At 38.5% G+C, this 24,564-nt stretch carries 25 protein-coding genes; 7 read left to right on the top strand and 18 right to left on the bottom strand.

The features are described from left to right. Positions 1-56: 56 nt before the first annotated feature. The 4 genes from WC707_01980 to WC707_01965 all read right to left on the bottom strand — a co-directional run bounded on the left by WC707_01980 (position 57) and on the right by WC707_01965 (position 4,913). On the bottom strand, positions 57-563 hold the full coding sequence (locus WC707_01980; protein ID MFA6065928.1) for a DUF2807 domain-containing protein: 507 nt from the start codon (positions 561-563) through the stop codon (positions 57-59). Positions 564-635: 72 nt separating this feature from the next. Beyond that, positions 636-2,027 (bottom strand): UDP-N-acetylmuramoyl-tripeptide--D-alanyl-D-alanine ligase, encoded by a 1,392-nt coding sequence (gene murF / locus WC707_01975; protein ID MFA6065927.1) that lies wholly within the window; start codon positions 2,025-2,027, stop codon positions 636-638. A 116-nt stretch (positions 2,028-2,143) separates the two neighbouring features. Then, positions 2,144-4,096 (bottom strand): DNA translocase FtsK 4TM domain-containing protein, encoded by a 1,953-nt coding sequence (locus WC707_01970; GenBank protein ID MFA6065926.1) that lies wholly within the window; start codon positions 4,094-4,096, stop codon positions 2,144-2,146. 67 nt (positions 4,097-4,163) lie between these two features. Further along, positions 4,164-4,913 (bottom strand): undecaprenyl-diphosphate phosphatase, encoded by a 750-nt coding sequence (locus tag WC707_01965; protein MFA6065925.1) that lies wholly within the window; start codon positions 4,911-4,913, stop codon positions 4,164-4,166. A gap of 507 nt (positions 4,914-5,420) precedes the next feature. Here WC707_01965 and WC707_01960 point away from each other — a divergent pair. Continuing rightward, positions 5,421-7,406 carry a hypothetical protein gene (locus tag WC707_01960; protein ID MFA6065924.1) on the top strand — a complete coding sequence of 662 codons (1,986 nt, stop codon included), beginning with the start codon at positions 5,421-5,423 and terminating at the stop codon, positions 7,404-7,406. Between the two features lie 92 nt (positions 7,407-7,498). On the opposite strand, the gene WC707_01955 is transcribed toward WC707_01960, so the two are convergent. The 8 genes from WC707_01955 to WC707_01920 form a co-directional block, all read right to left on the bottom strand. Further along, on the bottom strand, positions 7,499-7,771 hold the full coding sequence (locus WC707_01955; GenBank protein ID MFA6065923.1) for a hypothetical protein: 273 nt from the start codon (positions 7,769-7,771) through the stop codon (positions 7,499-7,501). A gap of 21 nt (positions 7,772-7,792) precedes the next feature. Continuing rightward, the gene (gene acpP / locus WC707_01950; GenBank protein ID MFA6065922.1) at positions 7,793-8,038 is read right to left on the bottom strand and encodes an acyl carrier protein; all 246 of its coding nucleotides are present in this window, start codon (positions 8,036-8,038) and stop codon (positions 7,793-7,795) included. A gap of 11 nt (positions 8,039-8,049) precedes the next feature. Next, on the bottom strand, positions 8,050-9,471 hold the full coding sequence (gene gltX / locus WC707_01945) for a glutamate--tRNA ligase (protein ID MFA6065921.1): 1,422 nt from the start codon (positions 9,469-9,471) through the stop codon (positions 8,050-8,052). Positions 9,472-9,481: 10 nt separating this feature from the next. Beyond that, the gene (locus WC707_01940; protein MFA6065920.1) at positions 9,482-10,144 is read right to left on the bottom strand and encodes a hypothetical protein; all 663 of its coding nucleotides are present in this window, start codon (positions 10,142-10,144) and stop codon (positions 9,482-9,484) included. A gap of 38 nt (positions 10,145-10,182) precedes the next feature. Next, positions 10,183-10,470, bottom strand: coding sequence for a 50S ribosomal protein L32 (gene rpmF / locus WC707_01935; protein ID MFA6065919.1), 288 nt, complete (start codon positions 10,468-10,470; stop codon positions 10,183-10,185). An 84-nt stretch (positions 10,471-10,554) separates the two neighbouring features. Beyond that, the gene (gene dprA, locus WC707_01930; protein ID MFA6065918.1) at positions 10,555-11,685 is read right to left on the bottom strand and encodes a DNA-processing protein DprA; all 1,131 of its coding nucleotides are present in this window, start codon (positions 11,683-11,685) and stop codon (positions 10,555-10,557) included. After that, a complete protein-coding gene (gene gyrA / locus WC707_01925) occupies positions 11,645-14,125 on the bottom strand; it encodes a DNA gyrase subunit A (protein MFA6065917.1) in 2,481 nt (826 codons plus the stop codon). The genes dprA and gyrA overlap by 41 nt, the downstream gene beginning before the upstream one ends. Positions 14,126-14,272: 147 nt before the next feature. Beyond that, positions 14,273-15,190 (bottom strand): hypothetical protein, encoded by a 918-nt coding sequence (locus WC707_01920; protein ID MFA6065916.1) that lies wholly within the window; start codon positions 15,188-15,190, stop codon positions 14,273-14,275. 134 nt (positions 15,191-15,324) lie between these two features. Between WC707_01920 and WC707_01915 the strand changes: the two genes are divergently transcribed. Then, positions 15,325-15,945 (top strand): hypothetical protein, encoded by a 621-nt coding sequence (locus tag WC707_01915; protein MFA6065915.1) that lies wholly within the window; start codon positions 15,325-15,327, stop codon positions 15,943-15,945. Here WC707_01915 and WC707_01910 read toward each other — a convergent pair. Continuing rightward, the gene (locus tag WC707_01910; protein ID MFA6065914.1) at positions 15,937-16,758 is read right to left on the bottom strand and encodes a glycerophosphodiester phosphodiesterase family protein; all 822 of its coding nucleotides are present in this window, start codon (positions 16,756-16,758) and stop codon (positions 15,937-15,939) included. The two genes, WC707_01915 and WC707_01910, sit on opposite strands and share 9 nt — an antisense overlap. 166 nt (positions 16,759-16,924) lie before the next feature. On the opposite strand from WC707_01910, the gene lepA reads away from it, so the two are divergent. The 4 genes from lepA (at position 16,925) to WC707_01890 (ending at position 20,834) form a co-directional block, all read left to right on the top strand. Continuing rightward, positions 16,925-18,751, top strand: a complete 1,827-nt coding sequence (lepA, locus tag WC707_01905) for a translation elongation factor 4 (protein MFA6065913.1) — start codon at positions 16,925-16,927, stop codon at positions 18,749-18,751. A 19-nt stretch (positions 18,752-18,770) separates the two neighbouring features. Further along, positions 18,771-19,853, top strand: a complete 1,083-nt coding sequence (locus tag WC707_01900) for a hypothetical protein (protein ID MFA6065912.1) — start codon at positions 18,771-18,773, stop codon at positions 19,851-19,853. 118 nt (positions 19,854-19,971) lie between these two features. Then, on the top strand, positions 19,972-20,268 hold the full coding sequence (locus WC707_01895) for a DUF1653 domain-containing protein (GenBank protein ID MFA6065911.1): 297 nt from the start codon (positions 19,972-19,974) through the stop codon (positions 20,266-20,268). Positions 20,269-20,357: 89 nt separating this feature from the next. Further along, a complete protein-coding gene (locus WC707_01890) occupies positions 20,358-20,834 on the top strand; it encodes a hypothetical protein (GenBank protein ID MFA6065910.1) in 477 nt (158 codons plus the stop codon). A 54-nt stretch (positions 20,835-20,888) separates the two neighbouring features. Here WC707_01890 and WC707_01885 read toward each other — a convergent pair whose 3' ends face one another. Continuing rightward, positions 20,889-21,371 carry a nucleotide exchange factor GrpE gene (locus tag WC707_01885; protein ID MFA6065909.1) on the bottom strand — a complete coding sequence of 161 codons (483 nt, stop codon included), beginning with the start codon at positions 21,369-21,371 and terminating at the stop codon, positions 20,889-20,891. A gap of 172 nt (positions 21,372-21,543) precedes the next feature. Between WC707_01885 and WC707_01880 the strand changes: the two genes are divergently transcribed. Continuing rightward, on the top strand, positions 21,544-22,554 hold the full coding sequence (locus WC707_01880; protein MFA6065908.1) for a hypothetical protein: 1,011 nt from the start codon (positions 21,544-21,546) through the stop codon (positions 22,552-22,554). Here WC707_01880 and WC707_01875 read toward each other — a convergent pair. The 4 genes from WC707_01875 to WC707_01860 all read right to left on the bottom strand — a co-directional run bounded on the left by WC707_01875 (position 22,548) and on the right by WC707_01860 (position 24,557). Beyond that, positions 22,548-22,991 carry a hypothetical protein gene (locus WC707_01875; protein MFA6065907.1) on the bottom strand — a complete coding sequence of 148 codons (444 nt, stop codon included), beginning with the start codon at positions 22,989-22,991 and terminating at the stop codon, positions 22,548-22,550. The two genes, WC707_01880 and WC707_01875, sit on opposite strands and share 7 nt — an antisense overlap. A 128-nt stretch (positions 22,992-23,119) precedes the next feature. Further along, positions 23,120-23,608 carry a single-stranded DNA-binding protein gene (gene ssb, locus WC707_01870; GenBank protein ID MFA6065906.1) on the bottom strand — a complete coding sequence of 163 codons (489 nt, stop codon included), beginning with the start codon at positions 23,606-23,608 and terminating at the stop codon, positions 23,120-23,122. A 32-nt stretch (positions 23,609-23,640) separates the two neighbouring features. Continuing rightward, on the bottom strand, positions 23,641-23,997 hold the full coding sequence (locus WC707_01865; protein ID MFA6065905.1) for a hypothetical protein: 357 nt from the start codon (positions 23,995-23,997) through the stop codon (positions 23,641-23,643). Next, positions 23,994-24,557, bottom strand: coding sequence for a CDP-alcohol phosphatidyltransferase family protein (locus WC707_01860; protein ID MFA6065904.1), 564 nt, complete (start codon positions 24,555-24,557; stop codon positions 23,994-23,996). Before WC707_01860 ends, WC707_01865 begins: the two co-directional genes overlap by 4 nt. Positions 24,558-24,564 lie beyond the last annotated feature (7 nt).

The raw sequence follows: 24,564 nt of genomic DNA, 5'->3' as shown, positions 1-24,564 counted from the left end.
TAATAATTAATAATGTGACGCGATAACTAATATCGTAACAGGGCATACATATTATTTCAACTAAGTTCTTTGCACAAAGAACCAGAAATTATTGAGTTATCAGAACGAATATTTTTTGTGGTACCAGTTAGGTAGCGATAGGTTAATCTTGAAAAACCAGATACATATGCTTCTATTTTATTTTCACAACAGCCCACCTGCACTCGAGAAAATCCCGACGCATTAACATCACATGTTTCATGTTTAATATTTTCTGCTTTATGCTTTGAAAAGCCTGATATATTAATATTCTGGGCTTTAATTATTCCGGATTTACAATGCACTGTCGCTCCGCCCGATATATTAATATTCAACTCTTCTACGTTAACACTCTCAATGGTCAAGCTCGAGAAAGAACTCATATTAACCACTAACTTTTTAGCTATAATTTCTTTGACAAGCTTATTTTCTAAAAAACTACTATTAATTGTTATAGTATCTTTTTCTGCAAAAGATACTATAACGGGTTTATTAATTGCACAAAAAGCATGCACTCCAATTATCAATGTGGCAAAATATAACATACAAAAAACCCAATAGTATAGGGCATACGTATGTTTTCAACGTATGCCCTGTTATTACATATTTTATAACAATTACGCTTGCTTAATTGAGTTAACTAAATTATCAAGACCGACGCCGCGGGAGCCTTTTACCAAAATAGCAGAGTCCGGCGCTAATGCCTGTTCTAACTTTTCTGTAGCAGCTTGCCAGGTTGGAACATGTTCAACTTTGATATTAACTGGCACTGTCTTTAACGTAAACTTAACATGATCACCAACGAGAATAAGGCGCCTTACTGATGGTGCTTTTCTTAACAAGCGACCAAGTTGTCTATGCCAAAAACGCCACGTTACGCCAAGCTCCAGCATGTCACCCAAAATCGCCATCTTTTCGCCAGTACATTCTACTTTTTCGAATGCCAAAAGCGCTGCTTTCATACTTTCAGGAGAAGCATTATAACAATCGTTAATAACGATACCCTTATTGTCCCTTAATTTACACGTTTCAAATCTACTTTCTACGTATAATGGCTTTTGAATAGTTTCTACAATTATTGCTTCAGAAATTTTGAGCAAATACGCTGCAGAAACTGCCGCTAACGTATTATACACAAAACCTATATGACTTGTTGGCAACACGACTTTATATTTATTGTTGTAGATTTTAAGCACAAAATGGAGCGATGCACCATTAACCTGTACTTTACGTGCTTGAATTTGGTTCATTGTTTTACAACCAAACTTAATAACAGGATGTATATAAGAAACATTTGCCAATAATGGTTGATCGCCATTAACGATACCAGTGCTGTCTTCTTTAAAAAATTTAAATATGTCTCTTTTTTCTGATGCAATATCTTGTACCGAACCAAGCCCTTCCATATGGCTATGCCCAATCATCGTAACAAGAGCATTGGTTGGCTTAAGCAATGCCGCCATGTGCGCCATTTCACCGCGCTTATTAATACCCATCTCAAAAATAGCGACTTCGTGCTCAGGACGCATTTTTAATATATTTAATGAAATACCAATCAATGTATTTTGATTGCCAAATGAAGTAAGATATTTTTTACCACTTGCTTCAAGTATTGCAGTCAAACATTCTTTTGTTGATGTTTTACCAACAGAGCCCGTTATAGCAAAAACAGGATAACTAAATTGTTCTCGCCACGCTGTTGCCAATTGCACAAGCGCCTGAAGTGTATTGGGAACAAGCGCAACAAAGAGAGTATCTAATATTTTTTTATCAATAATATTAAGACATTCTTTTTTATCCTGTTCAATAATAATACCCGATGCTCCTTTTTTAATTACATCATTAATAAAATCATGTCCATCATGGCGTGATCCTCGTAATGCAATATACATATCACCCGAATTTATCAAGCGAGAGTCAACAGAAAAGTAAGCATTTTTTGGCATGTCTGCGCCAAAAAAAAGTGCATTCGGCACAACCGTTTTAAAAAAATCTTGATCAAGATACATTAGCCATCTCCGTACCGATATAGTATCACAATATTGTTCCATAATGAGCACAAAATTGACGTTATTTTGTTCATTTGTCAAGAAAATAAATAAAAAAAAAGAAGAAAGACGATTTATTAACGTAAAATTTTCCGCATCTTACTACCATAGTCATGCATGATTACGCCGCGTTCTTCGAGCAGAGCCATTATTCTTGCAGATCGATTGTACCCGATTTTAAATTTTCTTTGCAACAAGGATATAGAAATTTCATCACTCTGAAGTTGCTCAATAAAAGTAATAACTTCTTTATAAAGATTAGCATCAACATCATCAATTGCTGATAACTGCGCAGCTGATTCAAACGGTATATATTCTACAATTCTTTGTTGTTTGATATGTTGCACGATACTACTAATAGCAGAGTCCTCAATATAGGCACCATGAACACGTTGAATGGTGCCCTGTGTTGTTAAAAAAAGCATATCACCCTTACCCAGCAATTTTTCAGCCCCATTACTATCTAAAATGGTTCTCGAATCCGTTTTAGAAGTAACTTTACATGCAATACGTGCAGGAAAGTTTACTTTTATAAGCCCTGTAATAACATCAACCGACGGCCTTTGCGTTGCTATAATTAAATGAATGCCGCATGCGCGAGACATTTGAGCAAGTCGTACAATAGAGTCTTCTATGTCACGAGCTTGCATCATTAAATCGGCAAGTTCGTCAATAATAATAACCATAAACGGCATGCCTTCAAATCCATATTGCTTATGATATTCATAGACATTACGCAATCCGTGTTGCGCTAGTTTTTCATAACGCTCATCCATAGATTGAACAGCCCAACGCAAAACAGTACGTGCGCGTTCAACGTGTGTTATAACAGGAAAGACAAGATGTGCAATATCAACATACGCAGCAAATTCAAGTTTTTTTGGGTCTATTAAAATAAGTTTTAAATAATCTGGGCTACATCGAGACAGAAGGCTTGCTATCATCATATTCAGCGCTACAGATTTTCCTGATCCGGTTGACCCTGCTACCAATAAATGTGGCAGTGTTGCCAGATCTATCATAACATGCGCTCCCAAAGTATCCTCACCAATAATCAGAGGCAAATTACCCACATGTTGTATAAAGTGAGTACTTGCAATAAGCGCATCACCTGTTACCGCATAACGCACTTCATTTGCAAGCTCAAAGCCAATAACCGCTCTACCAGGAATTGGGGCAATTATTCTCAGACTATGCGCATGTAGCGCTAATGCTAAATCATCTTCTAATGCTATAATTTTGCTAATTTTTGTATCAATGGTCGGTTCATACTCAAATAAGGTTACAACAGGCCCCACAAAACAGCCCACCACTGAACCATTAATGCCAAAACTTTCTAATTTTTGTTCCAAAATTTTTGTAAGATCATGATGATTGCTCTGTTGTACATAGTTCGATGACTTATTATGCGGCTTAAATAATGTATACGGCAAAGAATAAACAGCTTCTTGATCTTCACGATGTTTTTTTTCTGGAATAGAAATTTTTTGATCTATGCATGTATTTTTTTCTAACGCTATGTCCTCTTGTTGCTCAGCAAAAAAATAGTGCGCACAAATACTCCATGGAAAAATAATAATTATACCTATCAGCAATAACGTAATGCATAAAAAACCCGCTACATAAAAATCACATATTTTCAACAAAATATGTGCACAGGTAATACCAATATATCCTCCTGGAGTCACGTGAGGCATATATTCAACACCCCAGAGCGCATTCAACGTACATAATGTAGTTACCATAAAAAACAGATCAGCTATTTTTATAGAACTAGCTGATACTACATGCGACACCCTACAACATATTACAAAACCAATTGGTATAAAAAAATACGCAGTGTAACCAAAAAGATATAGTAACAATGACGCCCAATAGGCGCCCAAAAATCCTAATCTATTATAAAAAAAATTATCGGTAGAAAAGAATGTCCATGAATTATCAGAAGCATTGTGGGTGCATAACGCAATAACAATAAATATGTATAAAAAAACAGTCACGAGTTGTATAATGCGTCCAAATAATTTCATAAACTCTCCTCATACCAGATATTAGTGTAAAAATATCTCGAATATTCAAGCAAGAGTTGTTAATAATTTAAAAAAAGAAAGAAAAAAAGGTTGGCACTATCATATACCATCCAAAATACCAAAGGTGACCCGTTTTCATAAGGTATTCAACAAACCATAACAAAAGATACGCTATACACATGGCCATTACAATGCTCATAATAGTTACGAAAGATAGGGTAAAACTATAGCCACTCAGCAAGAGCGATAACAAACTTTTTGCAGAAGCCGCGGCAAAAAGTGTTGCCTCAAGCGCACAAGAAAAACGAAATGATGCCCACCAGGACAAGCCAATCCATCGCCCCACAACATAGGTCATCGCAAGCCTTGAAATACCCGGCAATAGCGAAATAGCTTGCACTATGCCAATTACCACAGCCTGATTAATAGACAACCGATCACTACCCAATTTTTTGCACCACACAAGCGATAACAACAGCCCTGTTGTTATCATGAGCCCCACCTGCATTGAAAATGGAACATGCACAACATGTAACACTATATAACCAATAATAGTAATACTATTGGCAATACCTATACCTAACGCCCAAACAACAAGCTGGTCCCACAGCTGCTTATAGTTATGGGTAATAAAAAAAAGTTCCCGTGCAAAATAACACCCCAACATCATTACCGTCGGTGCATGCGCTGCATAATATACCGACTCTGGCAACATACAAGCGCTATCAAAAAGTGTACTTAAAAAAAATATGTGCGAAGAACTACTAATAGGAAGAGATTCAAAAATTATCTGAAATAACACTAATGCTCGAGACATCGTATACACCATGATGCAATAAATATAGAACTATATTTTTCAAAAAGGAGCTCCAAAAACTCCTTCTAAGAATTTTACCTCAAACGACATAATTTGTAATCATTGAAAAGAAGTCGACCCAATGCTCGCGTTCAAAAATTAAAAAAACAGTAAAATTATTCTTAATAAAGATAGAATCATCGTAAACGTTTTTTGCCCACAAATAAAGGCTTTTCAATAGGGTCATAGATATTGACATTATCAAATGTTGCAATATCTAAATCTTTTGACTAGATTATACACCGATAATGAAGATGCATAATCCCAAACCATAAATAGTTATATTTATGACCTTGTCATGGGTTATTTGCAACCGGATGAAGCGAAAGGAGGAGTATCAAAAATACATCAAAATTTTCACATCATGTAGGTGTGGTTGCCTACCAAACAGGGAAAAATTTTTCCCACCATATCAGTTGTTTCTCAATCAGAAGGTTGAGTTCAGTTAGTATGAAAAGGAGTATTTAGATGAAACAACTTATAAAATCTTTTTTATGTGTCATGCTTGTTTCAACAAGTATGATCTCTGCTGATGGCTGCAACTCTGGTGGTTGCGGTACAGTCAGCGCAACAACAAGTGACTGCGGAGGATGTAATTCCTCATGCGGTTCCTCGTCAGACTGCAATGCATGCGTAACATGCAACACGTGCAGTTCGACACAACTCTTGCGCTCCGTTGGTGATAACTTGGCGCGAGAAAGAAGCATGCAACAATATTTCTTTTTCGATTTTGACAATGACTGCTTCCGCGGAGCATTCAACGTAGCATACGAATTTCAAGAAACATTTAGACTTGGCCGCAATAGCCCTGTTCAAAATCTTCTTGGTACACACAGCTGCAATAACGCTAAATTTGTAGGATCAGAAGCGGTTACAACAGGAACACGCGGATCTCGTGACATTCTTGCTGACAATTTTGGTATCTCACCATTTGCGTCAACAACAGTGGCATTCCATCCTAAAATTAAAAACCAAATCGTCGATTTCCAAGCCTTTTTCGGCTTAGATGAATGGTGGAATGGTCTTTACTTCCGTGCGTATGTACCGTTTGCTCACTCCAGCTGGAAATTCCTTGGCGGAGCGGTTACAACGGGAACATGCATCTCATCATGCAACTCATCATGCGGTAATAGCTCATGTGGTTCAAATTCCTCATGTGGCAATTCATCATGTGGCACCAGCTCATGCGGATCATCATGTAATTCATCAAGTGATTGTTTTTCAACATCAACACTTGTAACAACACCGTTCCCTGCTGGCGCCGTTAAAGTGATCTCTGCTGGCACACAAGCTGCTGCATCAAGCGTGCAACAAGCTTTAAGTGGCGATTTCCTTTTTGGTGACATGCAAACACCATGGAATTTCGGCAGATTCAGTCCATGCAGCCTATCACGCAACAAAGTTGCTGACGTTGACATGTTGCTTGGATGGAACTTCTGGAACTGCGACAACTACCATGTTGGCGCATACTTCAAAGCTGTTGCACCAACAGGTACACGCTTTGACAGCCGTCATGCAAAAAACATTTTTGCACCAACAATCGGTGACGATCACTGGAAAGTTGGTGGCGGTTTAACCGGCGTCTTTGATGTATGGAACTGTGAAGATCATTCGCTTACCGTATATCTTGAAGGCTACGCAACTCACCTGATCAAACGTTGCCAAGTACGTTCATTCGACTTTAGAAATAATGGCTGCTTCAGCAGATATTCTCTCTTAAAGCAATTTAATACTGACGGTACTTATGCAAACAACTTGATCAACGCAATTAACTTCAACACACGTCGTGCTGATGTCAGTGTAAGCGTACAAGGTGAAGCATTAGTTGAACTTCTCTATCAAAATACTTGTGGATGGAGCACCGGTCTTGGTTACAACTTCTACGGCCGTGCACATGAAAAAATCTGCAGCATTAAGAGTGGTACCCTCTGTGGTCAAACCAATCTTGATACACTCAATTGGGGTATCAAAGGATGCGCACCTGTTCAAGCACCAACCTACACAGTTACATCGGGCGTTGTAACAGCTGGCCCTGTAACACCTGCAGTCTATGCAGCAACAGAAAGCACTGCAACTGCATATGCTTGTGGACCAGTTGATAATGCAACATTATTATCAACTCCTACTTCTGTTTCTGTCGTTCCTGGTACAACAGTTGTTCTTAATACAACAACCGTTGCTGCTTTAAGCGCTGCGGGCGATATCGTTTATGACTCCAGAGTCAATGGCGTTGAAACTCCAGCACTTGTAACTATTGCAAACTTGGACCCACAATCTGCTGCATCAGACCGCATCATTACACACAAAGTGTATGCTCATGTGGACTACGCATGGATGGATTGTGACTGGACCCCTTACTTGGGTGTTGGCGGTGAAGCTGAATTTGCACAACGCAAAGAAAGCGCAAGCCTCAGCCAATGGGGTGTATGGATTAAAGGTGGTATAACCTTCTAATCTAACATTTAGTGCACACAAAACTAGCAAAAGAGGCTCGGTTAATAACCGAGCCTCTTCTTGTATCTATTTAAAAAAAATAAATTATTTTCTTAATGTGCCACACCACAACAAAGAATGAGTAAAGAACTACACGGGCAGCATACGCATGCGCCTACGCATTCGACGCAATTACAACACGAATCTTTGACATGTTGCTTAAGTGTTTGCGGACAAGATCTTGATTCTAATTTATTCATAGTTTGTATAATGGGAGTTTCCATCGTGGGTGCTTTTGTCGTACTAATATTCGCAAAAGCTTGCTCCATAGTACACAGCTGCGCTCCCCTTAATAATAAAAAAAATAATATTTTTTTTTGCATCATAAATAACTTCCCCAAAATAAATTATTTTCTTAAGTGCTGTACGTAATCAACTGCTTGTCGAACCGTTTGAATAGTGTCAGCATCTTCATCACGAATTTGAATGCCAAACGCTTCTTCAACATTCATTACTATTTCAACTCTATCAAGTGAATCAGCGCCCAAACTTTCAAGCGACGAATCTTCTATAATACTATTTTTATCAATCGATAACTGATCAGCGATAATGCTCACAATTTTTGCATACGTATCTTGACGATCAAAGGGCATAGAATATCTCCTTATGCTTTTTGTAACATGCGCAACCGATTTAGTGTCTCTTCTTTACCAAGAATACACATAAGGTCATAAAATGATGGACTTGATGTAACTCCTGTAAGAGCAACACGAACAGGCTGCCCAATGTCGGAAATTTTACACCCTTGATCATGACACATTTCTTGAACAACACGCTCCAACGCCGGCTTGGTAAAATCTGATATATCCATAAGTTTTTTTTCAAACATCTGCATATTTTGTTGTACCTGCACCTGTTGCGCCAAAGAACGAGACGCGTCTACAAGATTTTCAATGATAGGACCATCATGCAAAATATATAAAGAATCTTGCAACTCTCGCAAGGTTTTAACTCGCTCTTTATACAAATCTATCGCAGCACACAGCTGCTCTTGCGTCCATAGATGGAATCGATCCACAAAATTTTGATTAAAGTTGTGCTGTATTTTATGCAATAAATCTTGAGCTGTATAAGAGCGCATGTACATGCCATTCAACCATTCAAGCTTTTTCATATCAAAAATGGCGCCTTTTTTACCAACTTCTTTCAAAGAAAAAAGCGAAATAGCTTCGGCCATACTAAAAATTTCTTGATCACCATGCGACCAGCCCAATCGAACAAGATAATTACATAAAGCCTCAGGTAAAAATCCTTGCCTTCTGTAATCAAGCGCAGCCGTCGCTGCGTCGCGTTTACTTAATCTATTACCCTGTGGTCCCAAAATCATGGGCACATGCGCAAACTGCGGAACGGTAAATCCACATGCTTGATATAATAATATTTGTTTTGGCGTATTAGAAATATGATCTTCACCACGAATAACATGAGTAATATTCATAGACGCATCATCAACAACCACGACAAAATTGTACATGGGCGTTCCATCAGACCGCACAATAATAAAATCATCCAGCGTATCAAGATTGAATACTATATCACCATGAACAAGATCATTAAAAACAACTTCCTGAATAGTATCAGGTAACTTAAATCTAATAACGTAAGGCACCCCAGCTCTATCTTCTGTATTGCGGCATGCCTGATCATACTTAACATAACCAAGCCCTTCAGCAGCATTTGCACCCAATCGCTGCTGCAACTCTTCTTGCGTACAATAACATTTATACGCTCTTCCGTTTTTTAACATGAGTTGAGCAACCATTACATGCTCAGCAGCGCGCTCTGATTGAATGACAATGGGCTCATCACTGATGAGTGAACACCAGGATAAAGCCTCTGTAATAGAATTGGTATATTCCGGTAGCGACCGCTCTTTGTCGGTATCTTCAATACGAAGTAAAAAAGACCCGCCATGATGACGGGCAAAAAGCCAATTAAATAATGCCGACCGCAACCCTCCAACATGAAGGTGACCGGTCGGAGAGGGCGCAAAACGGACCCTCACTCTTGTATCACGTTTGTCCATGCATGGCCTCTTATGCAGTAAATTCTAATTTTGCCTGTGCCATTTGGCTCCATATGGAAGAAGCTCCGTGAAGACGAATCAACTTTGTCCATACCTTTTGAGCCCGTTCAGGATCTCCATACACATATGCATTATACCCAATATAGTATAATGCCATATCTTGATAAGGGTTCTTCTTCGCTTCAGAAAGTTTTTCCAAATCGGCGTAGCCTTCACTCTTTATAATAGTATCGCTACTATCGATTTTCAAAAGAGCATGTTTTATTGCGTAGAGATAATATAAAGGAGAAGCGGTTGACAACTTCTCCACCATAAGCCCCATAGTCGTTATAGCTTCCGCCTGCTTATTCAGTCTGACTAAAGCATCTGCCTTAAAGGCCAAAAAGTATGGCCCGAAGGAAGTTTTTTTGTAACGATCAAAACCCACATCAAAAGCACGCACAACATCATCCCACGCTGCATTGTCTTCAGAAGCTGATGCTCTCTCAAAATGCTCCAAACATTCAGCAAATATTTTTTGAGCTTCTTTATCACATCGAATCGAATACCAATAATACAATCCATAACCACCGGCAAAGGCACCTGCAAACAGAAGGCCTAGGGCTATTTTTTTTAATGTTTCGTAACGAGTAAGATAATGAAAAACATTCAACAATCCATGAGATACTGTCATCCTGTACTCCTCAAAAATGGGCAAGTATTACTATTTTTTTAAGCGGCTTCTGTACCGTGGGCACCAGCTTGATTGTCGCCCGCTGATTCACGTTCTGCTTTACGCTGGGCTTGCACTAACTTCAACTGATCTCTCTTTACAGAACGATCTAATTTTGTCGCAAGAACCTTTCTCCCTTTGTAATAACCGCATGTTTCACAAACCTGGTGAGGCAATGAAGGCGCTTCACAGTGTGAACAGGTAATAACCAAATGTGGTTCTATTCCCTTATTAGCTTGTCTTTTATCTCTACGAGCACGAGAGACTTTACGTTTTGGTACTGGCATAATATATACTCCAAATAAAATTAAGTAATAACACAATTTTTTAATGATTATTGTACATCAAAAATAGGCATATGGCAAAAAAGACTAACGTGACGCTACACGCCAACGCCCCATAAAATCTTGCTCTATAACGCCCTCAAACTGCAAAGCACACAGCCGCTCATGCAAATCAGCATGATTTGGCACAAACTGCAATAGTTCATCAAAGCTGATGGACTGCTGACATGCGCGTACAATAGGATCATCACATGGTATTTTCTGCTGCACGCAATCCTGTACAACTTTTGTCGCATATCTCTGAACATTACTATCGCCCAATGTCGACAAAACATCTGACGCCTGCGTAATCAACGTAGCACCCTCATTAATGAGTCGGTGGCAACCGCTACTCAACGGATCATCTATGCGCCCAGGAACTGCGCAAACTTCGCGTCCCTGCTCTAAAGCATAGAGCGCTGTCGTGCGCGTTCCGCTCTCATACGCCGCTTGCACAACAACAACACCCTTACACATCCCAGAAATAATACGATTTCGCGCAGGGAAATTTCCTGGCAATGCACTCATAGTTAATGGAAATGGGCTGACATACATGCCACCCGTTTCAATAATTTTTTCAAAAAGCGATTTATGCGAAAGGGGATACGGCCTCAATAACCCAGCACCAATAATAGCAACCGTTGTCCCACCCGCTGCAATTGCGGCTTTATGGGCCATACTATCAGCGCCCAAAGCTCCTCCACTCACTATCGTCCATCCAGACTTTACCAGCTCAGGAACAACCTGCTGTATAACAGACTCTCCATAATTATTTGCTGAACGAGAACCAACAACTGCCACCATTTTGGGATAGTGTTCAAACGAGCCACCCCGCCAATACAAAACAGAGGGAGGCAATGTTATATGCCGCAACAAAACGGGATAATCTACTGCATATACCGTCGTCCACTTGATTGCATGTTTTTCACACAACTGCAACTCATCATCAACTATTTTTTTCGATGCAAGCCCGTCACACACAAGTCTCGCCGCATGAGGCGATAACCCCATGCGTACAAAATCTTCAAATCGATATGCATATATAGTATGCATATTATCGATGCCAATGCGCTCAACAAGCTTTGCCACCGTCGCCGGCCCCACCTGTGGAATCAGCGACAAGTGAAGAATGCTATTTTTATTGTTGTTCACCAGCAACCACAGCACTTTCGACTTCAATGTCTTCTTTTTCGCCTGCTACCACTATCGTTGAAAGCTTTTGCCCTTCATCAAGACGAATCAATCGCACCCCTTTTGCCTGGCGACCCATTGTTCTTACTTCTTTAGAAGCTAATCGAATGATCTTACCAAGAACATCAATCAAAAGAACACTAGACTCGTCATGAACAACAACAAGACCTATCACAAAACCATTACGCGCGTCAGTTGGAATGGTGCGAACACCAACTCCGCCTCTATGGGCGATTCTAAAGTCACCAACACGAACACGCTTTCCATAGCCCTGCTCTGTAGCGAAAAGAATATCTTTTTCTTCAGGAACAACTTGCATACCAACAACGTGATCTTTGCTTCTCAAACGAATGCCACGAACACCGGCCGCCTGCCTGCCCATAGCTCTTACTTCAGATTCAGGAAATCTAATACCTTGGCCACGCGCTGTCGCAATAACAATAGAATCATTACCGGAACTTAACGAGCAAAATACTAACTCATCACCATCATTAAGAGTAATCGCACGTATACCCGTGCTTCGTATTTTAGCAAAGGCTGATGCAACCGTACGCTTAATAACGCCATTTTTAGTCAATAATACAAGATACTTATCTTCTAAATCACGCGCGCACAACAGCTTAACCACGCGCTCATCTGGATTCAATGAAAGCAAATTAACAACAGCTCGACCACGAGCAGTTCTCGACGCTTCTGGAACTTGAAAAACAGACAATGAATAAATACGCCCTAAATTAGTGAAAAATAATAATTCATCATGATTTTTTGCCGCAAAAAGATCTTCAATAACGTCATCGCTCTCATCAAGTGCTGATATCCCCATTTTGCCTTTGCCACCACGATGTTGAACACCGTACACTGCGAGAGGAACTCGTTTCATGTAGCCTTTGCGTGTTAATGTAACAACAACGTCTTCATCAGGAATAAGATCAGCTTCACTCAGAATGTCGATAGGCGCTTCTATACGCGTCCTACGTTTATCGGCATATGCTGCCCTAATGGCGATTAATTCTTTTTCTATTTCTTTAATAAGTATGGTTCGATCACTTAAAATTGATGCTAAAAACTCAATTTCTTCGCTTAATATTTTCAGCTCATAATGAATTTTTTCTTGCTCCATCCCCGTCAAGCGCTGCAATCTCATTTCTAAAATTGCCTTACTTTGCTCTTCAGAAAGCTTAAAATGTTCATGTAATTTAAGTTGAGCCTCTTCGCTTGTAGCAGAAGATTTAATAAGACCAATAACTTGATCAACATTATTAAGAGCAATAATAAAACCATCTAAAATATGTTGGCGCGCTTGCGCTTTCTTAAGATCAAAAACCGTTCTTCTATGAACAATTACTTCACGATGAACCAAAAATTCTGTAATAAGTTGTCGCAAAGTAAAGACAAGCGGTCGATTATCTAACAAGCCCAATAACAGCATGGTAACCGACGTTTGAAGCGACGTAAATTTATATAACTGATTAATGACAACCTGCGGCATTTCATTCTTGCGAATATCAATAACAAGACGCATGCCTTTTTTATTGGATTCATCGCGAATGTTAGTAATGCCTTCTATCACTTTATTTTTTACCAGATCAGCAATTTTAATAGCCAAGTCAGCTTTCACCACTTGATACGGCAATTCTGTAATAATAAGCGACGTGCCTCTTTTTGTTTCTTCAATATCAACCACACCGCGCAAAATAACATTGCCGCGACCAGTCATATATGCTTTAACAATTCCAGCTCTTCCACAAATAATGCCCCCTGTTGGAAAATCAGGAGCGGGAACAAGCTCAAATAATTCTTGATCAGAAATTGACGGGTCCTTTAACAGAGCTAAACATGCATCAACAACTTCACCAAGATTATGCGGAGGAATAGACGTTGCCATACCAACCGCGATACCCGCCGTGCCGTTAATCAATAAGTTTGGCAACTTGCTGGGCAATATAACCGGCTCAACCGTAGATTCATCAAAGTTTGGTACAAATGGCACGGTTTCTTTGTCTAAATCTTCCAAAATTTCTTGAGAAATTTTTTGCATCCTAACTTCGGTATACCTCATCGCTGCAGCATTATCACCGTCGATAGAACCCCAGTTACCTTGTCCGTCAAGGAGAGGATAACGCTTAGAAAAATCCTGAACCATGCCAACCATCGTATTATACACCGCCTGGTCGCCATGTGGATGGTATTTACCTAACACGTCACCGACTACGCGTACTGATTTATGGTACGGCTTATTAAAGTGATACCCTGATTGATACATTGCATACAAGACACGACGGTGGACAGGCTTAAGGCCGTCACGAATATCGGGAATTGCACGTGCAACAACAACGGACATGGCATAATCAAGAAAAGACGTTTTGAGTTCTTCTTCTACAAGAACTAATTTTGTTACTACATCATCACGCTTGGTCGTTGGTTCCATTAAATAAACCTTTCACAGGTAGTATTTCATAATTTTTTATCTACTGATTAGAATACACTTAGAAGCAATTTTTAACAAATTCCCCCCACTAAAATCAATGTATTCTTATAATTCTATACTAGCATAGTTAGACAAAATTTTTTAGCCCTACATCCCCAGGATTTTACGAATTTCTTCCTGCCGTGCTGGAGAAAAATTATTACCAATCATAACCCGCTCATTATAATCTTGTTCCACGTCAGCTATGCCTGGAAGATCCTGAAGTTGACCTGGGACAAAATTGCTAGTCGGATACTTGTCGCTCTCAATATACCTATTCCATTCGTGTTGCCGCTTATTCTTTTCACAAATCTTTATATATTCCTGGCATCGCTTGTCAGCTTCTTTTTCTGTCTGAACATCCGGTAGCAATGCTAACATAACACCTCTTGCAATATTATTGACCGTACGAACTTTATCAGCCAATCGTAACGTTATAAATTCTTGGTTTTTCGCAAAATTTTCTTCTTGAGTTACTGCTTCTTTATTAAGAAATTCTGTGTAGTTCCACAAATTTTTTACAGACCGCATGCCAGCAAAAGCGCATACACCAGAAGCAATAACAACTAATGGTGAAGCGAATGTTACCCAATTTGCCTGCGCATGAGTATTGCCAAGCCAATAATTATATAAAAACGGCATAAAGCTATTAACCAAAACTTTTCCTGCGAACCCACCAACCGTGCAACCAAACAATGCCGCCCCTGCACCCGGCACTAGTTTTTTTGCTTTAACATGCTTAAACTTACCGTCTTTTCGTGCATCAGTTGTAGACTTCCAATCATCAATCGCTTGCACAGCTTCTTCACGCTCATACTTCATATGCTCTAGCACAGAAATATATAATGTTGAATTGGCTAAAATCATGCCCTGACGATTTATCCAGCATTTTTTAAACTGTTCATGGTCACCAACACTTTGCTTTAACTCTTGATCGATAGAATCAATATCGCCACATTGCACGTGGGAATAAACTAATAAATTTACTAAAATCAAAACACAAATAGCGTTAAAATTTATTTTCATACAAGAACCTATACGTAAAAAACAATAAGATAAAATAGTATTTTAAATTTTATCTTAAAAAACAAAAAGCACAAAGCGCCCTATACCATTAAATATCTTGCTTTGCACACATTAAGTTATCTACAATTATATACATGATGAAAAAAAACAAATATCTACAATTTTGTTTAACGATTTTCACACTGATACTTATCCCCGCGTATTGGCATTACTACGGGCCACAAAATTTTTTATGGTTGTCAGATGTAGGCTTATTTCTAACGGTAATTGCATTATGGTTACACTCGCAGCTCGTTATCAGCATTGCCGCTGTAGGCATTCTGGCTCTTGAATTAATATGGTGTCTAGATTATGTAGCACAGCTTATTTTTAACATTAATCTCTTTTCTCTTGCCGACTACATGTTCAACCCAGCATATCCCCTCATAATTCGCGGCTTGTCGCTCTTTCACATCGTTACGCCCGTTATCTGGATTATATATCTTAAACATTACGGTTACGATAAACGAGCGCCTCTCTATTTTACTTTTTTATACTGGATTATTGCACCCGTAACCTATTTTTATACCAACCCGGCAGACAACATCAATTGGATGTTTTTTCCGCAAGCGCATAACCTGCACATGATCACCCCACTTGCCTGGCTTGGCTTTCTCATGATATTCGTCCCATTCTGTATTGTTTTACCAACACATATTCTATTAAACCGCATGTACAATAAAAAAAAGACGCTTTCACAATTTCGCTCACCCTGAGTGGCGATCCGACAGAATCGATGTATCGAAGGGCAACAAAATATCAGGATAATCGCTAATAATTCCATCAATATGCATCAGCTGCAATTTTTTACCGACAGCCTTATCATTGACGGTATAAACAAAAACTTTGATCCCACATGTATGCGCATTATTAATAAATGCTTCTGTTATTGATTGATGATGGATAATTGCATAATGCGCCTGAACACGCTTCACCCGATCAAGACGCACCGTCGAGTTGCGTTCAAAAATAAGTCCTGTATTAACCATAGGACAATGCCGCTTAAACGTGCGCACCGCACGACGATTAAAAGAAGATACGATAAAAACATCAGGTGACCATTTTTTATTGCGCATATACTCATTAATCAACTGCGCAACCGGTTCCGCAGCGCGCTCATCTTTAAGCTCTACATTAATGATAACGCGCCCATCAACAAGATCAAAAACTTCTGACAATAATGGAACACGCTCACCACTCCCCGCATCATATTTTTTTATAGTATCCCACGTTAATGCTTTAATGCTTCCGGTACCGTTAGTTGTACGATCAATTGTCGCATCATGAATAACAACAAGCTCACCCGTTTTACAGACACGCACATCAAGCTCAATCATGGGCACACCCATATCAATCGCTCGTTTGAATGAACGCAAGGTATTTTCCGGCTCGTGCCCACTCGCCCCCCGATGCCCAATAACAAGAGGTGCATTATCAACAACTTCTTTATTAATAAGTTTTTTATCCACAGGTACTTTCGCAAAAACTGCCACCATCATACATAATCCCACCGCACACAACCGCTTCACTCCACCCCCTCTGTAACGACATGACGTATAAAATATCAATTTTATTGTAAAATTTGTAGTGCAAAAAACTCAAGTTTCGTCACTTTTGAAGAATTATTTACAATAGTTCGGGGTTTGCGTAAACTAACAATAATATTTACACATTTAGAAATACTCAATTACTCCTATGGATCCAAAAAAAATACAACTTAATCAGTTCACACCAGATAAAATTAGAAACTTTTCTATCATCGCGCATATCGATCATGGTAAATCAACCCTTGCCGACAGGCTTTTGGAGGTTACCGGGACATTATCAACGCGGCAGAAAAATGAACAATTTTTAGATAAATTACAAGTCGAAAAAGAACGCGGGATTACTGTCAAAGCACAAAGCGCGTCCATGTTTTATGATTATAAAGGACAAACGTATCTGCTCAATTTAATTGATACTCCCGGGCACGTTGACTTTAGCTACGAAGTTTCTCGATCGCTCTATGCCTGCCAAGGCGCCCTGTTACTAGTCGATGCTTCTCAAGGCGTTCAGGCGCAAACTATGGCCAACTTCTATCTTGCCTTTGATCAAGACTTAACCATTATTCCTGTGATCAACAAAATAGATATGACCAATGCAGATCCTGAGCGAGTAGAAAAAGAACTTAATACGCTTTTTGATTATGTTCCTTCAGAAATTCTACGCGCCTCGGGCAAATCGGGCATTGGTATTGACGGCCTTTTACAAGCAATTGTAGAACGCATGCCAGCTCCAAAAGGGCATCTTACTGAACCACTCAAGGCGCTTCTTTTTGACTCATGGTACGATGATTATCGCGGCGTTATTTGCTTAATTGCGGTACATGACGGCATGATAAAAAAAGGGGACATGATAAAATTAGCGCAGACGAATCAACAATACGAAGTATTAGAATTGGGTATCATGTACCCCAATGAAACACCGCTCGAAGCATTGTACGCTGGACAAGTTGGTTATTTAATTTCTGGTATGAAAACAGTGCGTGAAGCTCGCGTTGGCGACACGATTTGTCATACTCGACAAACTGTTGCCCCATTCCCTGGATTTAAACCGGCAAAGCCTATGGTTTTTGCGGGTATTTATCCTGTAGATAGCAGCGATTTTGAGTTGGTACGTGATGCTATAGAAAAATTAACACTCAATGATGCCAGTGTAAAAGTAGAAAAAAAGAGCTCCGTTGCACTTGGGCTCGGATTTAGGTGTGGCTTTCTAGGCCTCTTGCATATGGACGTATTTAAACAACGCCTTGAGCAAGAATATGGCTTATCGGTGATTGTCACTGCTCCAAGCGTGTTATATAGAATCAAGCTTGCATACACACATGAAATTGTTAATATTGAAAGTCCATCAGATTTTCCAGATCCACAAAAAATTGATGTTGTATTAGAACCGATTATTGATGCCACCATTATTTTGCCCAAAGAATATCTGGGCGCTATTATGAAACTATGTGCTGATAAACGCGGAAAACAAAAAGAGCTCTCGTATCTTAATGAAGACCGCCTCATTATTGTATATCGATTACCACTTAATGAAGTTGCCACTGATTTTTATGATCAACTCAAATCATTATCATCAGGATACGCAAGCTTGGATTATGAAGAAGCTGGATACGAAGAGGCAAATCTTGTAAAAATGGATATTTTGCTTAATGGAAAACCGGTTGATGCTCTGTCTGTTATCGTGCATGAAGATTCAGCATATGATACAGGTAAAAGATTAGCAGCTAAACTAAAAAACGTTATTCCACGCCAACTTTTTGAAGTTGCTATCCAAGCTGCAATTGGTGCAAAAGTGATATCGCGTGAAACGGTGTCTGCATTACGTAAAAACGTTACCGCAAAATGCTATGGCGGCGATATAACACGTAAACGCAAACTCTTGGAAAAACAAAAAGAAGGCAAAAAGAAAATGAAGAATGTCGGTAACGTAGAGATACCGCAAGAAGCATTCTTAACGATATTAAAAAAGGATGAATAATTTTTACGGAGAACAGACTATGTCAGAGATGAGTATTGATCGTCATAATTTTACCGGCCATATCTATATATTCCATAGCTTTGATGTAGGCGATGACATTAATTTAGACTATGTAAAACAACATAATCTCATTACACGCCATCAGATGATTCATTCTAAATATTTCAAAAATTATCATATTCCTCTTGCTGTTGAACTGCCCAGCCAACAGCAATCAATTCATGCAGAAATTGCGAAGTTACATAATTTTGGGGTTATTACGCTTCGTTACAAAATTCCTTTCAATTCAACGCTACAACAACTGCGTACCGACATTAATGATATTGACGATGCATATCATAATCAAAGTGTCAGTGATGCTGGAGCGATTTTTAAAAGTGTAAAAAGCGCCATTAAACAACCGCGTTTTTTTCATCTCAGAAAATCATACGTTCTCATACAGGTTAATACACAACCGGATATATTTGACGCCATAAAAATTAAAGAAACGTATGGCAACATTATTGCATCAACACTACGCTTTGAAACAGAAACGTTATCTGAGTATCAAAAAAATGAAATTTTGGAAACAGCTCTCGGTTATTACCGTGGCGATCTCATTATCATCGATACAGAAGCTGCTTTTGTGTACGACGATGAATATGAAGAAATTTTGGACCTTTTTGAGTTTGCCAACATGCAACATTTAGAACTGCAATATTTTGATCGTGTACTTGATCAAAAATTGAATGCCGTTTATGAACAAGAAGTAAAAACATTGCCGATACAAGCATATTTGCCTTTTTGGGGCACCATCATCAATGACCCAGTTGGAGAATTAGGTAAACTGCGTGTTGATATTTCGGTTATTACCGAACGCTTAGAAAATAGTATTAAGCTCGTTGGCGAACAATATTACTCAGAACTATACTCGCTGCTCGTGCAAAAATTAGATTTGACCAATTGGAAAGAATCTATCAATAACAAGCTCAGCATTATTCATGATATTGGTAGTGTGTATCAAAATAAAGTTGATGTCATGCGTCAAGATGTTTTTTCCATTCTTATTATTATTTTAATTTTCATGGAATTTATTGTAGGCATCTTACACTATTTTAAATAAAAAAAAGCTGTGATATCTCTCGAGATAAGCGAATGGGATGAGAGTTCTCGCTCGTGGTGAGTGATTTCGCAGAAATCGTATCGAACCATAGCGAGATATATTAACGTACGAGTATTACATGAAAACTAGTTTTATTTTAGGGTGTATTATGTTATCAACAAGCACACTTGTTATCGAAAAAAATATCCCGCTTCCTGAAGTTGGTGCAATTTATAAACACTATAAGAATAAATTATATAAAGTTATAGCCGTAGCGCATCACAGCGAAACGCTGGAACATTACGTCGTCTACCAAGCGCTCTACGATTCAGAAGAATTCGGTGATCAAGCCATATGGATACGGCCACTTGATATGTTTATGGAAACAATTACTATCGACGGCAAAGAAATATTAAGATTTAGTAAAGTTATATAATTATTTTTATGCTTTTATTTGCCTAGTTATTTATATAAATATACACTATCTGTCTACTTATATAAACACTTAAAACCAGGAAATAGATCATGTATAAAATATATTTTTTTTCACTTATTATTTCTTTTGCATCACTACAGGCAATGCAAACGCGACAAATTACCATTAATAATAGAAGTGAAAGATCGTACATTTTTAAATTTAAGCGCACGCCAGCTAACATAACTCGGATGCTTAGCAATAGAGAAATCGGTCATCATAAAAATCAGACATTATGCCAAGAAAGAACCATCGAAATAAAACCAAATTCAGAAAATACATTTTCTATATTCGCACCAAATAAGCGCTTCTACGATATATTTTTTGATAAAAACCATACATTATGGGAACTGAGCCCATTCGAAATAAACGTCAAAAATAGCAAAATTTTTACGCACACATCAGCTAACATTACTACCATAAACCTCTGGTCATTCGATAAAAAGAATTGCGGTACTTTCATTACCGCCGACAATCGTACAGCGCCATTTAACCCCAATCAAAAAGTATCACTTGAATATGAATAAAAAAAAGAGCCCCTGTTTAAAAGGGGCTCACTAGATTTTTTTCGATGTAATTGACTATTGAGCGACGCTGACTTGAGCAGGACGAAGGACAGAGTCTTTACGCTTGTAGCCCTTTTTTAGCACGTTAATAATGGTGCCGGGCTCTTTGCCCGTATCAGCAACTTGCATAACCGCTTCATGGTATTCAGGATCAAAAACAGTTATATCCGTGATTTCGGTAATATCGTAGCGTGACAAAAACTTGGCAATATCTTTGTGGATAAGCTCAAACCCTGCAAAGCGCGATTTATCTGTATCTTGTAATTGAGCTAAATCTGCGTAAACACGATCAAAGTTATCCAAAACAACGAGGACGTCATCGATAACACCTTTTTGGGCAGTTTGCATCCAGGTAAGGCGATCTTTTTCCGTCCTTTTGCGAAAATTATCAAAATCGGCAACTAAATAACTATATTTTTCCTGAGCAACCTGTAGTTTTTCTTGGCACTCTTTAAGTGCTAATTCAGACTGATTTTCTTGAGAATGCGTATTTTCCATAAATAACCCTTTGGGCGATTGTTCTTTACATATACATATTTGTTCAGTTTACATCAACAGAAAAAAAAATATATCGGATTCTTTTTTCTGTTATTTGTTGTATAGTCAAAACCATTACTCATCCCTCAATGCTCGGGACGAGCGAAAAAAGCTATATAGAGAAAGATACGTAATGAAATACCCGAATCGATATATACTTCTATCACTACTTATTAGTCAAGTAACCAACTGCTTTGACGACCATTTCTTTAGAGCAAGTTATTTTTGCTGGGAACCACGATTTGAAGAACAATTTTTAACAACTGCATTTGCTACACTCGGCCATGGAAAAACAGACACCAGTAGAAATGCCTGCAAGCAAAAATCAAATCTCTTGGACATGTATAACACTACTATACAACCAATATCTAATGAATCGCCCATAACATATAGCACATGCGGCACATTTAAGCTCACCGAATTGCAACTATATTATTATCAAAATATTATTAAAGGCTTTTTCCTGCGTCTCTACTTTCCTATGCGACGCATCAGCGTAACAAATATAGCGCGACAAACCATTATGCACGCAATTCCAGAAAATCCATGCATAGGCGATATGATCGCTTGTGCTCACATCCCAGGATATAAAAACACTCATGCCGGAGATCTCTACCTTTTAGGCGGATGGACATGTAATTACGAAAAAACTGAATTTCTCGATTATATCGATATTACAGGCCAAACAGGCTTTATGTTTCCCACAAGTAACACCGTCAACCTGGATTCCCATCCCTATGCAGTCTCATCTGGCAATAATGGTCATGCAGGTTTTCCAATTATTTTTGATCTTAGTGCAGGGCTTTATGAATGGATAACTCTGGGAACTCATTATGATATTGTATGGCTCTTGAACTCACAAAAGTATATCGAAAATATACAAGTTTACGGTAAGGCTGATCATTTTTGCAGCGGATTGTCATGTATAGCAGGTTATAGCTTTGCCTGTCAACGCGCAGCGCATCAATCAAACTGGTCTATGCATACACTATACGGCCTCATAGAATTTGATTGGGCATCATTCGAACATCCCAATTTACCTCATATTGGCTTTTTTTATAATCACATACTTGCTGGTAAAAAAATCTTTGATACTTCTCTTGTGGGAGGATATACCGGCGTTAATATATCATGGTGCTATTGATGCAACATGCTCCCAATCAGAGCATCTACCTTTTTAATAACAATCCACATGCATCGACTTTCATCAATAACCATATCACAAAAAAGACCTCCAAATGCCTCTTTAATAGAGTCCAACATACATTCAATATGTTCTAACTGCTGAACATAGGGGCTAAAATCAGAATGAGATGTATAAAACAATGCCACAGAACCGTACAGCTGTAAAAAAACATCGACAAAATGCTCACAATAATCTGCTCGATCCTGATAAGAAATACTAATAGCTCGCAAAAGGTCAATCCTAGACCACACGGTCAGAACTAACTCAGATATACATTCAATAGTATACTGATCTCGCATGAGCATATTTTCAGAAATAGTATCCGCATAAAACAATTGCGCTGAAGCACCTTGAAAGCTCAGTGATAATAATATCGTTAGCTTAATACACTCCATAAACAACCACCTCTTTTATTTACACAATGAAAGCCTTTACTTTTATAATCTTAAAAAAATACTATATTTGTCAATTAAAACAATAAAGAAATAGGCGATAATTTTATATTATCGCCTATTTCTTTATATTAAAATGGTAAATCGTCTTCAAATGGAGCTTCATCTTTAAAGACGCCAGCACCAGACTGTGCTGGTCTCGCATAATCTTTGGATCGATTATTATTTTGACCAACATTAAAAGATTCGTCGGTAATTGATTCGCTATCGCCAATTTCAGCACTTTGTCCTGCCGCAAGGAACACAACACGATCCGCAACAATAGAATGCTTACTTCTATTCTGCCCAGCATCATCTTTCCAACTATCTAATTTTAAACGACCTTCAATCAAAACCGGTCGCCCTTTTTGTAAATATTTGTGGCAACTTTCCGCTTGTGGCCCCCACACATCAACATCAACAAAACAAACTTCTTGCGTGAGCAAACCAGTCTGCTTATTCTTAAATGGTCTATTGGAAGCGAGACCCAATTTGCAAAGCCCCTGGCCAGAAGGAAGTTGCTTAAATTCTGGATCACGCGTCAAATTACCAATCATAATGATACGATTATATCCTGCCATGTAATTTCCTCGGTTAATAGAGATAAAAATTATTAAATACTTATTTCAAAATCATGAGAACGTTGCACCCATTGAGATAATTCTTCTCGATGCTTACGTGCTTTTTCGACCATCACCTCACGCTCATCAGGCGTTGCTCGCGCAAAAGCGCTCTCTTTATTATTTTCCAAAAGTTGCCGCTCAATCGTCATAATTTTAGAAGTTGCTCGAGCGTTACACTCTATAACTTTACTTTTCATATGAGCGATATCTTCAAGAATCTCTCCAAAACATTCCTGCAATTTCTGATAGGACATTTTCTTTTTTTTTGGCATAACAGTAAATGACTCACCAACAATATACCATATAATTCCACTAAGAAAAAATAAGCTTATTATTTTTTTTTTCATAATAATAACCACATTTCTTGCAAGCCACGCACCGCATAATCAACAAAAGATGCAAACGCAACAGCCGTAATGATCCATATACATATATATAAAAAACCGCTTAAATTCCAACCCATAATCAAACACGCGAACAACAATACTATAAATATTGTTTGCAAAAACATCGTTGCCTTACCTAACAATGTGGGTCTTACATGATAAGAAACCTTTATCATCTTGCCGACAAAAGCTCCGATTACCAACATTGCCTCTTTTATAGACAACACAATAACAAACCACCACGGCATAATAATACAAGGCAATTGAGTGCTGGCAAAAGCGGTATAACATGATAGTATCAAAACTTTATCTGCTAATGGATCAAGATATGCTCCCAATGTCGTTCGTTCATTTAATAAACGAGCCAGCGCACCATCAATAACATCAGTGGCCGCCGCAATTATAAACAACATGCATGAATAAACCCACGAACCATATACGATACCATGCCCAATGAAAGGAACAAGAAATATACGAAAAAGCGTAAAAACCGTTGATAACGTAATTTTTTTACTTGTCATCACAACC

It is taken from the genome of Candidatus Babeliaceae bacterium, assembly GCA_041660765.1.
GTDB lineage: Bacteria > Babelota > Babeliae > Babelales > Babelaceae > JBAZVR01.
The sequence above is the reverse complement of the archived record's forward strand: the minus strand, read 5'-3'. Positions and strand labels throughout refer to the sequence as shown.

Coding starts and splice junctions, on each gene's coding strand:
- WC707_01980 (MFA6065928.1), bottom strand. CDS start 563: ATGTTATATTTTGCCACATTGATAATTGGAGTGCATGCTTTTTGTGCA.
- murF (MFA6065927.1), bottom strand. CDS start 2,027: ATGTATCTTGATCAAGATTTTTTTAAAACGGTTGTGCCGAATGCACTT.
- WC707_01970 (MFA6065926.1), bottom strand. CDS start 4,096: ATGAAATTATTTGGACGCATTATACAACTCGTGACTGTTTTTTTATAC.
- WC707_01965 (MFA6065925.1), bottom strand. CDS start 4,913: ATGTCTCGAGCATTAGTGTTATTTCAGATAATTTTTGAATCTCTTCCT.
- WC707_01960 (MFA6065924.1), top strand. CDS start 5,421: ATGAAACAACTTATAAAATCTTTTTTATGTGTCATGCTTGTTTCAACA.
- WC707_01955 (MFA6065923.1), bottom strand. CDS start 7,771: ATGATGCAAAAAAAAATATTATTTTTTTTATTATTAAGGGGAGCGCAG.
- acpP (MFA6065922.1), bottom strand. CDS start 8,038: ATGCCCTTTGATCGTCAAGATACGTATGCAAAAATTGTGAGCATTATC.
- gltX (MFA6065921.1), bottom strand. CDS start 9,471: ATGGACAAACGTGATACAAGAGTGAGGGTCCGTTTTGCGCCCTCTCCG.
- WC707_01940 (MFA6065920.1), bottom strand. CDS start 10,144: ATGACAGTATCTCATGGATTGTTGAATGTTTTTCATTATCTTACTCGT.
- rpmF (MFA6065919.1), bottom strand. CDS start 10,470: ATGCCAGTACCAAAACGTAAAGTCTCTCGTGCTCGTAGAGATAAAAGA.
- gyrA (MFA6065917.1), bottom strand. CDS start 14,125: ATGGAACCAACGACCAAGCGTGATGATGTAGTAACAAAATTAGTTCTT.
- WC707_01920 (MFA6065916.1), bottom strand. CDS start 15,190: ATGAAAATAAATTTTAACGCTATTTGTGTTTTGATTTTAGTAAATTTA.
- WC707_01915 (MFA6065915.1), top strand. CDS start 15,325: ATGATGAAAAAAAACAAATATCTACAATTTTGTTTAACGATTTTCACA.
- lepA (MFA6065913.1), top strand. CDS start 16,925: ATGGATCCAAAAAAAATACAACTTAATCAGTTCACACCAGATAAAATT.
- WC707_01900 (MFA6065912.1), top strand. CDS start 18,771: ATGTCAGAGATGAGTATTGATCGTCATAATTTTACCGGCCATATCTAT.
- WC707_01895 (MFA6065911.1), top strand. CDS start 19,972: ATGAAAACTAGTTTTATTTTAGGGTGTATTATGTTATCAACAAGCACA.
- WC707_01890 (MFA6065910.1), top strand. CDS start 20,358: ATGTATAAAATATATTTTTTTTCACTTATTATTTCTTTTGCATCACTA.
- WC707_01885 (MFA6065909.1), bottom strand. CDS start 21,371: ATGGAAAATACGCATTCTCAAGAAAATCAGTCTGAATTAGCACTTAAA.
- WC707_01880 (MFA6065908.1), top strand. CDS start 21,544: ATGAAATACCCGAATCGATATATACTTCTATCACTACTTATTAGTCAA.
- WC707_01875 (MFA6065907.1), bottom strand. CDS start 22,991: ATGGAGTGTATTAAGCTAACGATATTATTATCACTGAGCTTTCAAGGT.
- ssb (MFA6065906.1), bottom strand. CDS start 23,608: ATGGCAGGATATAATCGTATCATTATGATTGGTAATTTGACGCGTGAT.
- WC707_01865 (MFA6065905.1), bottom strand. CDS start 23,997: ATGAAAAAAAAAATAATAAGCTTATTTTTTCTTAGTGGAATTATATGG.
- WC707_01860 (MFA6065904.1), bottom strand. CDS start 24,557: ATGACAAGTAAAAAAATTACGTTATCAACGGTTTTTACGCTTTTTCGT.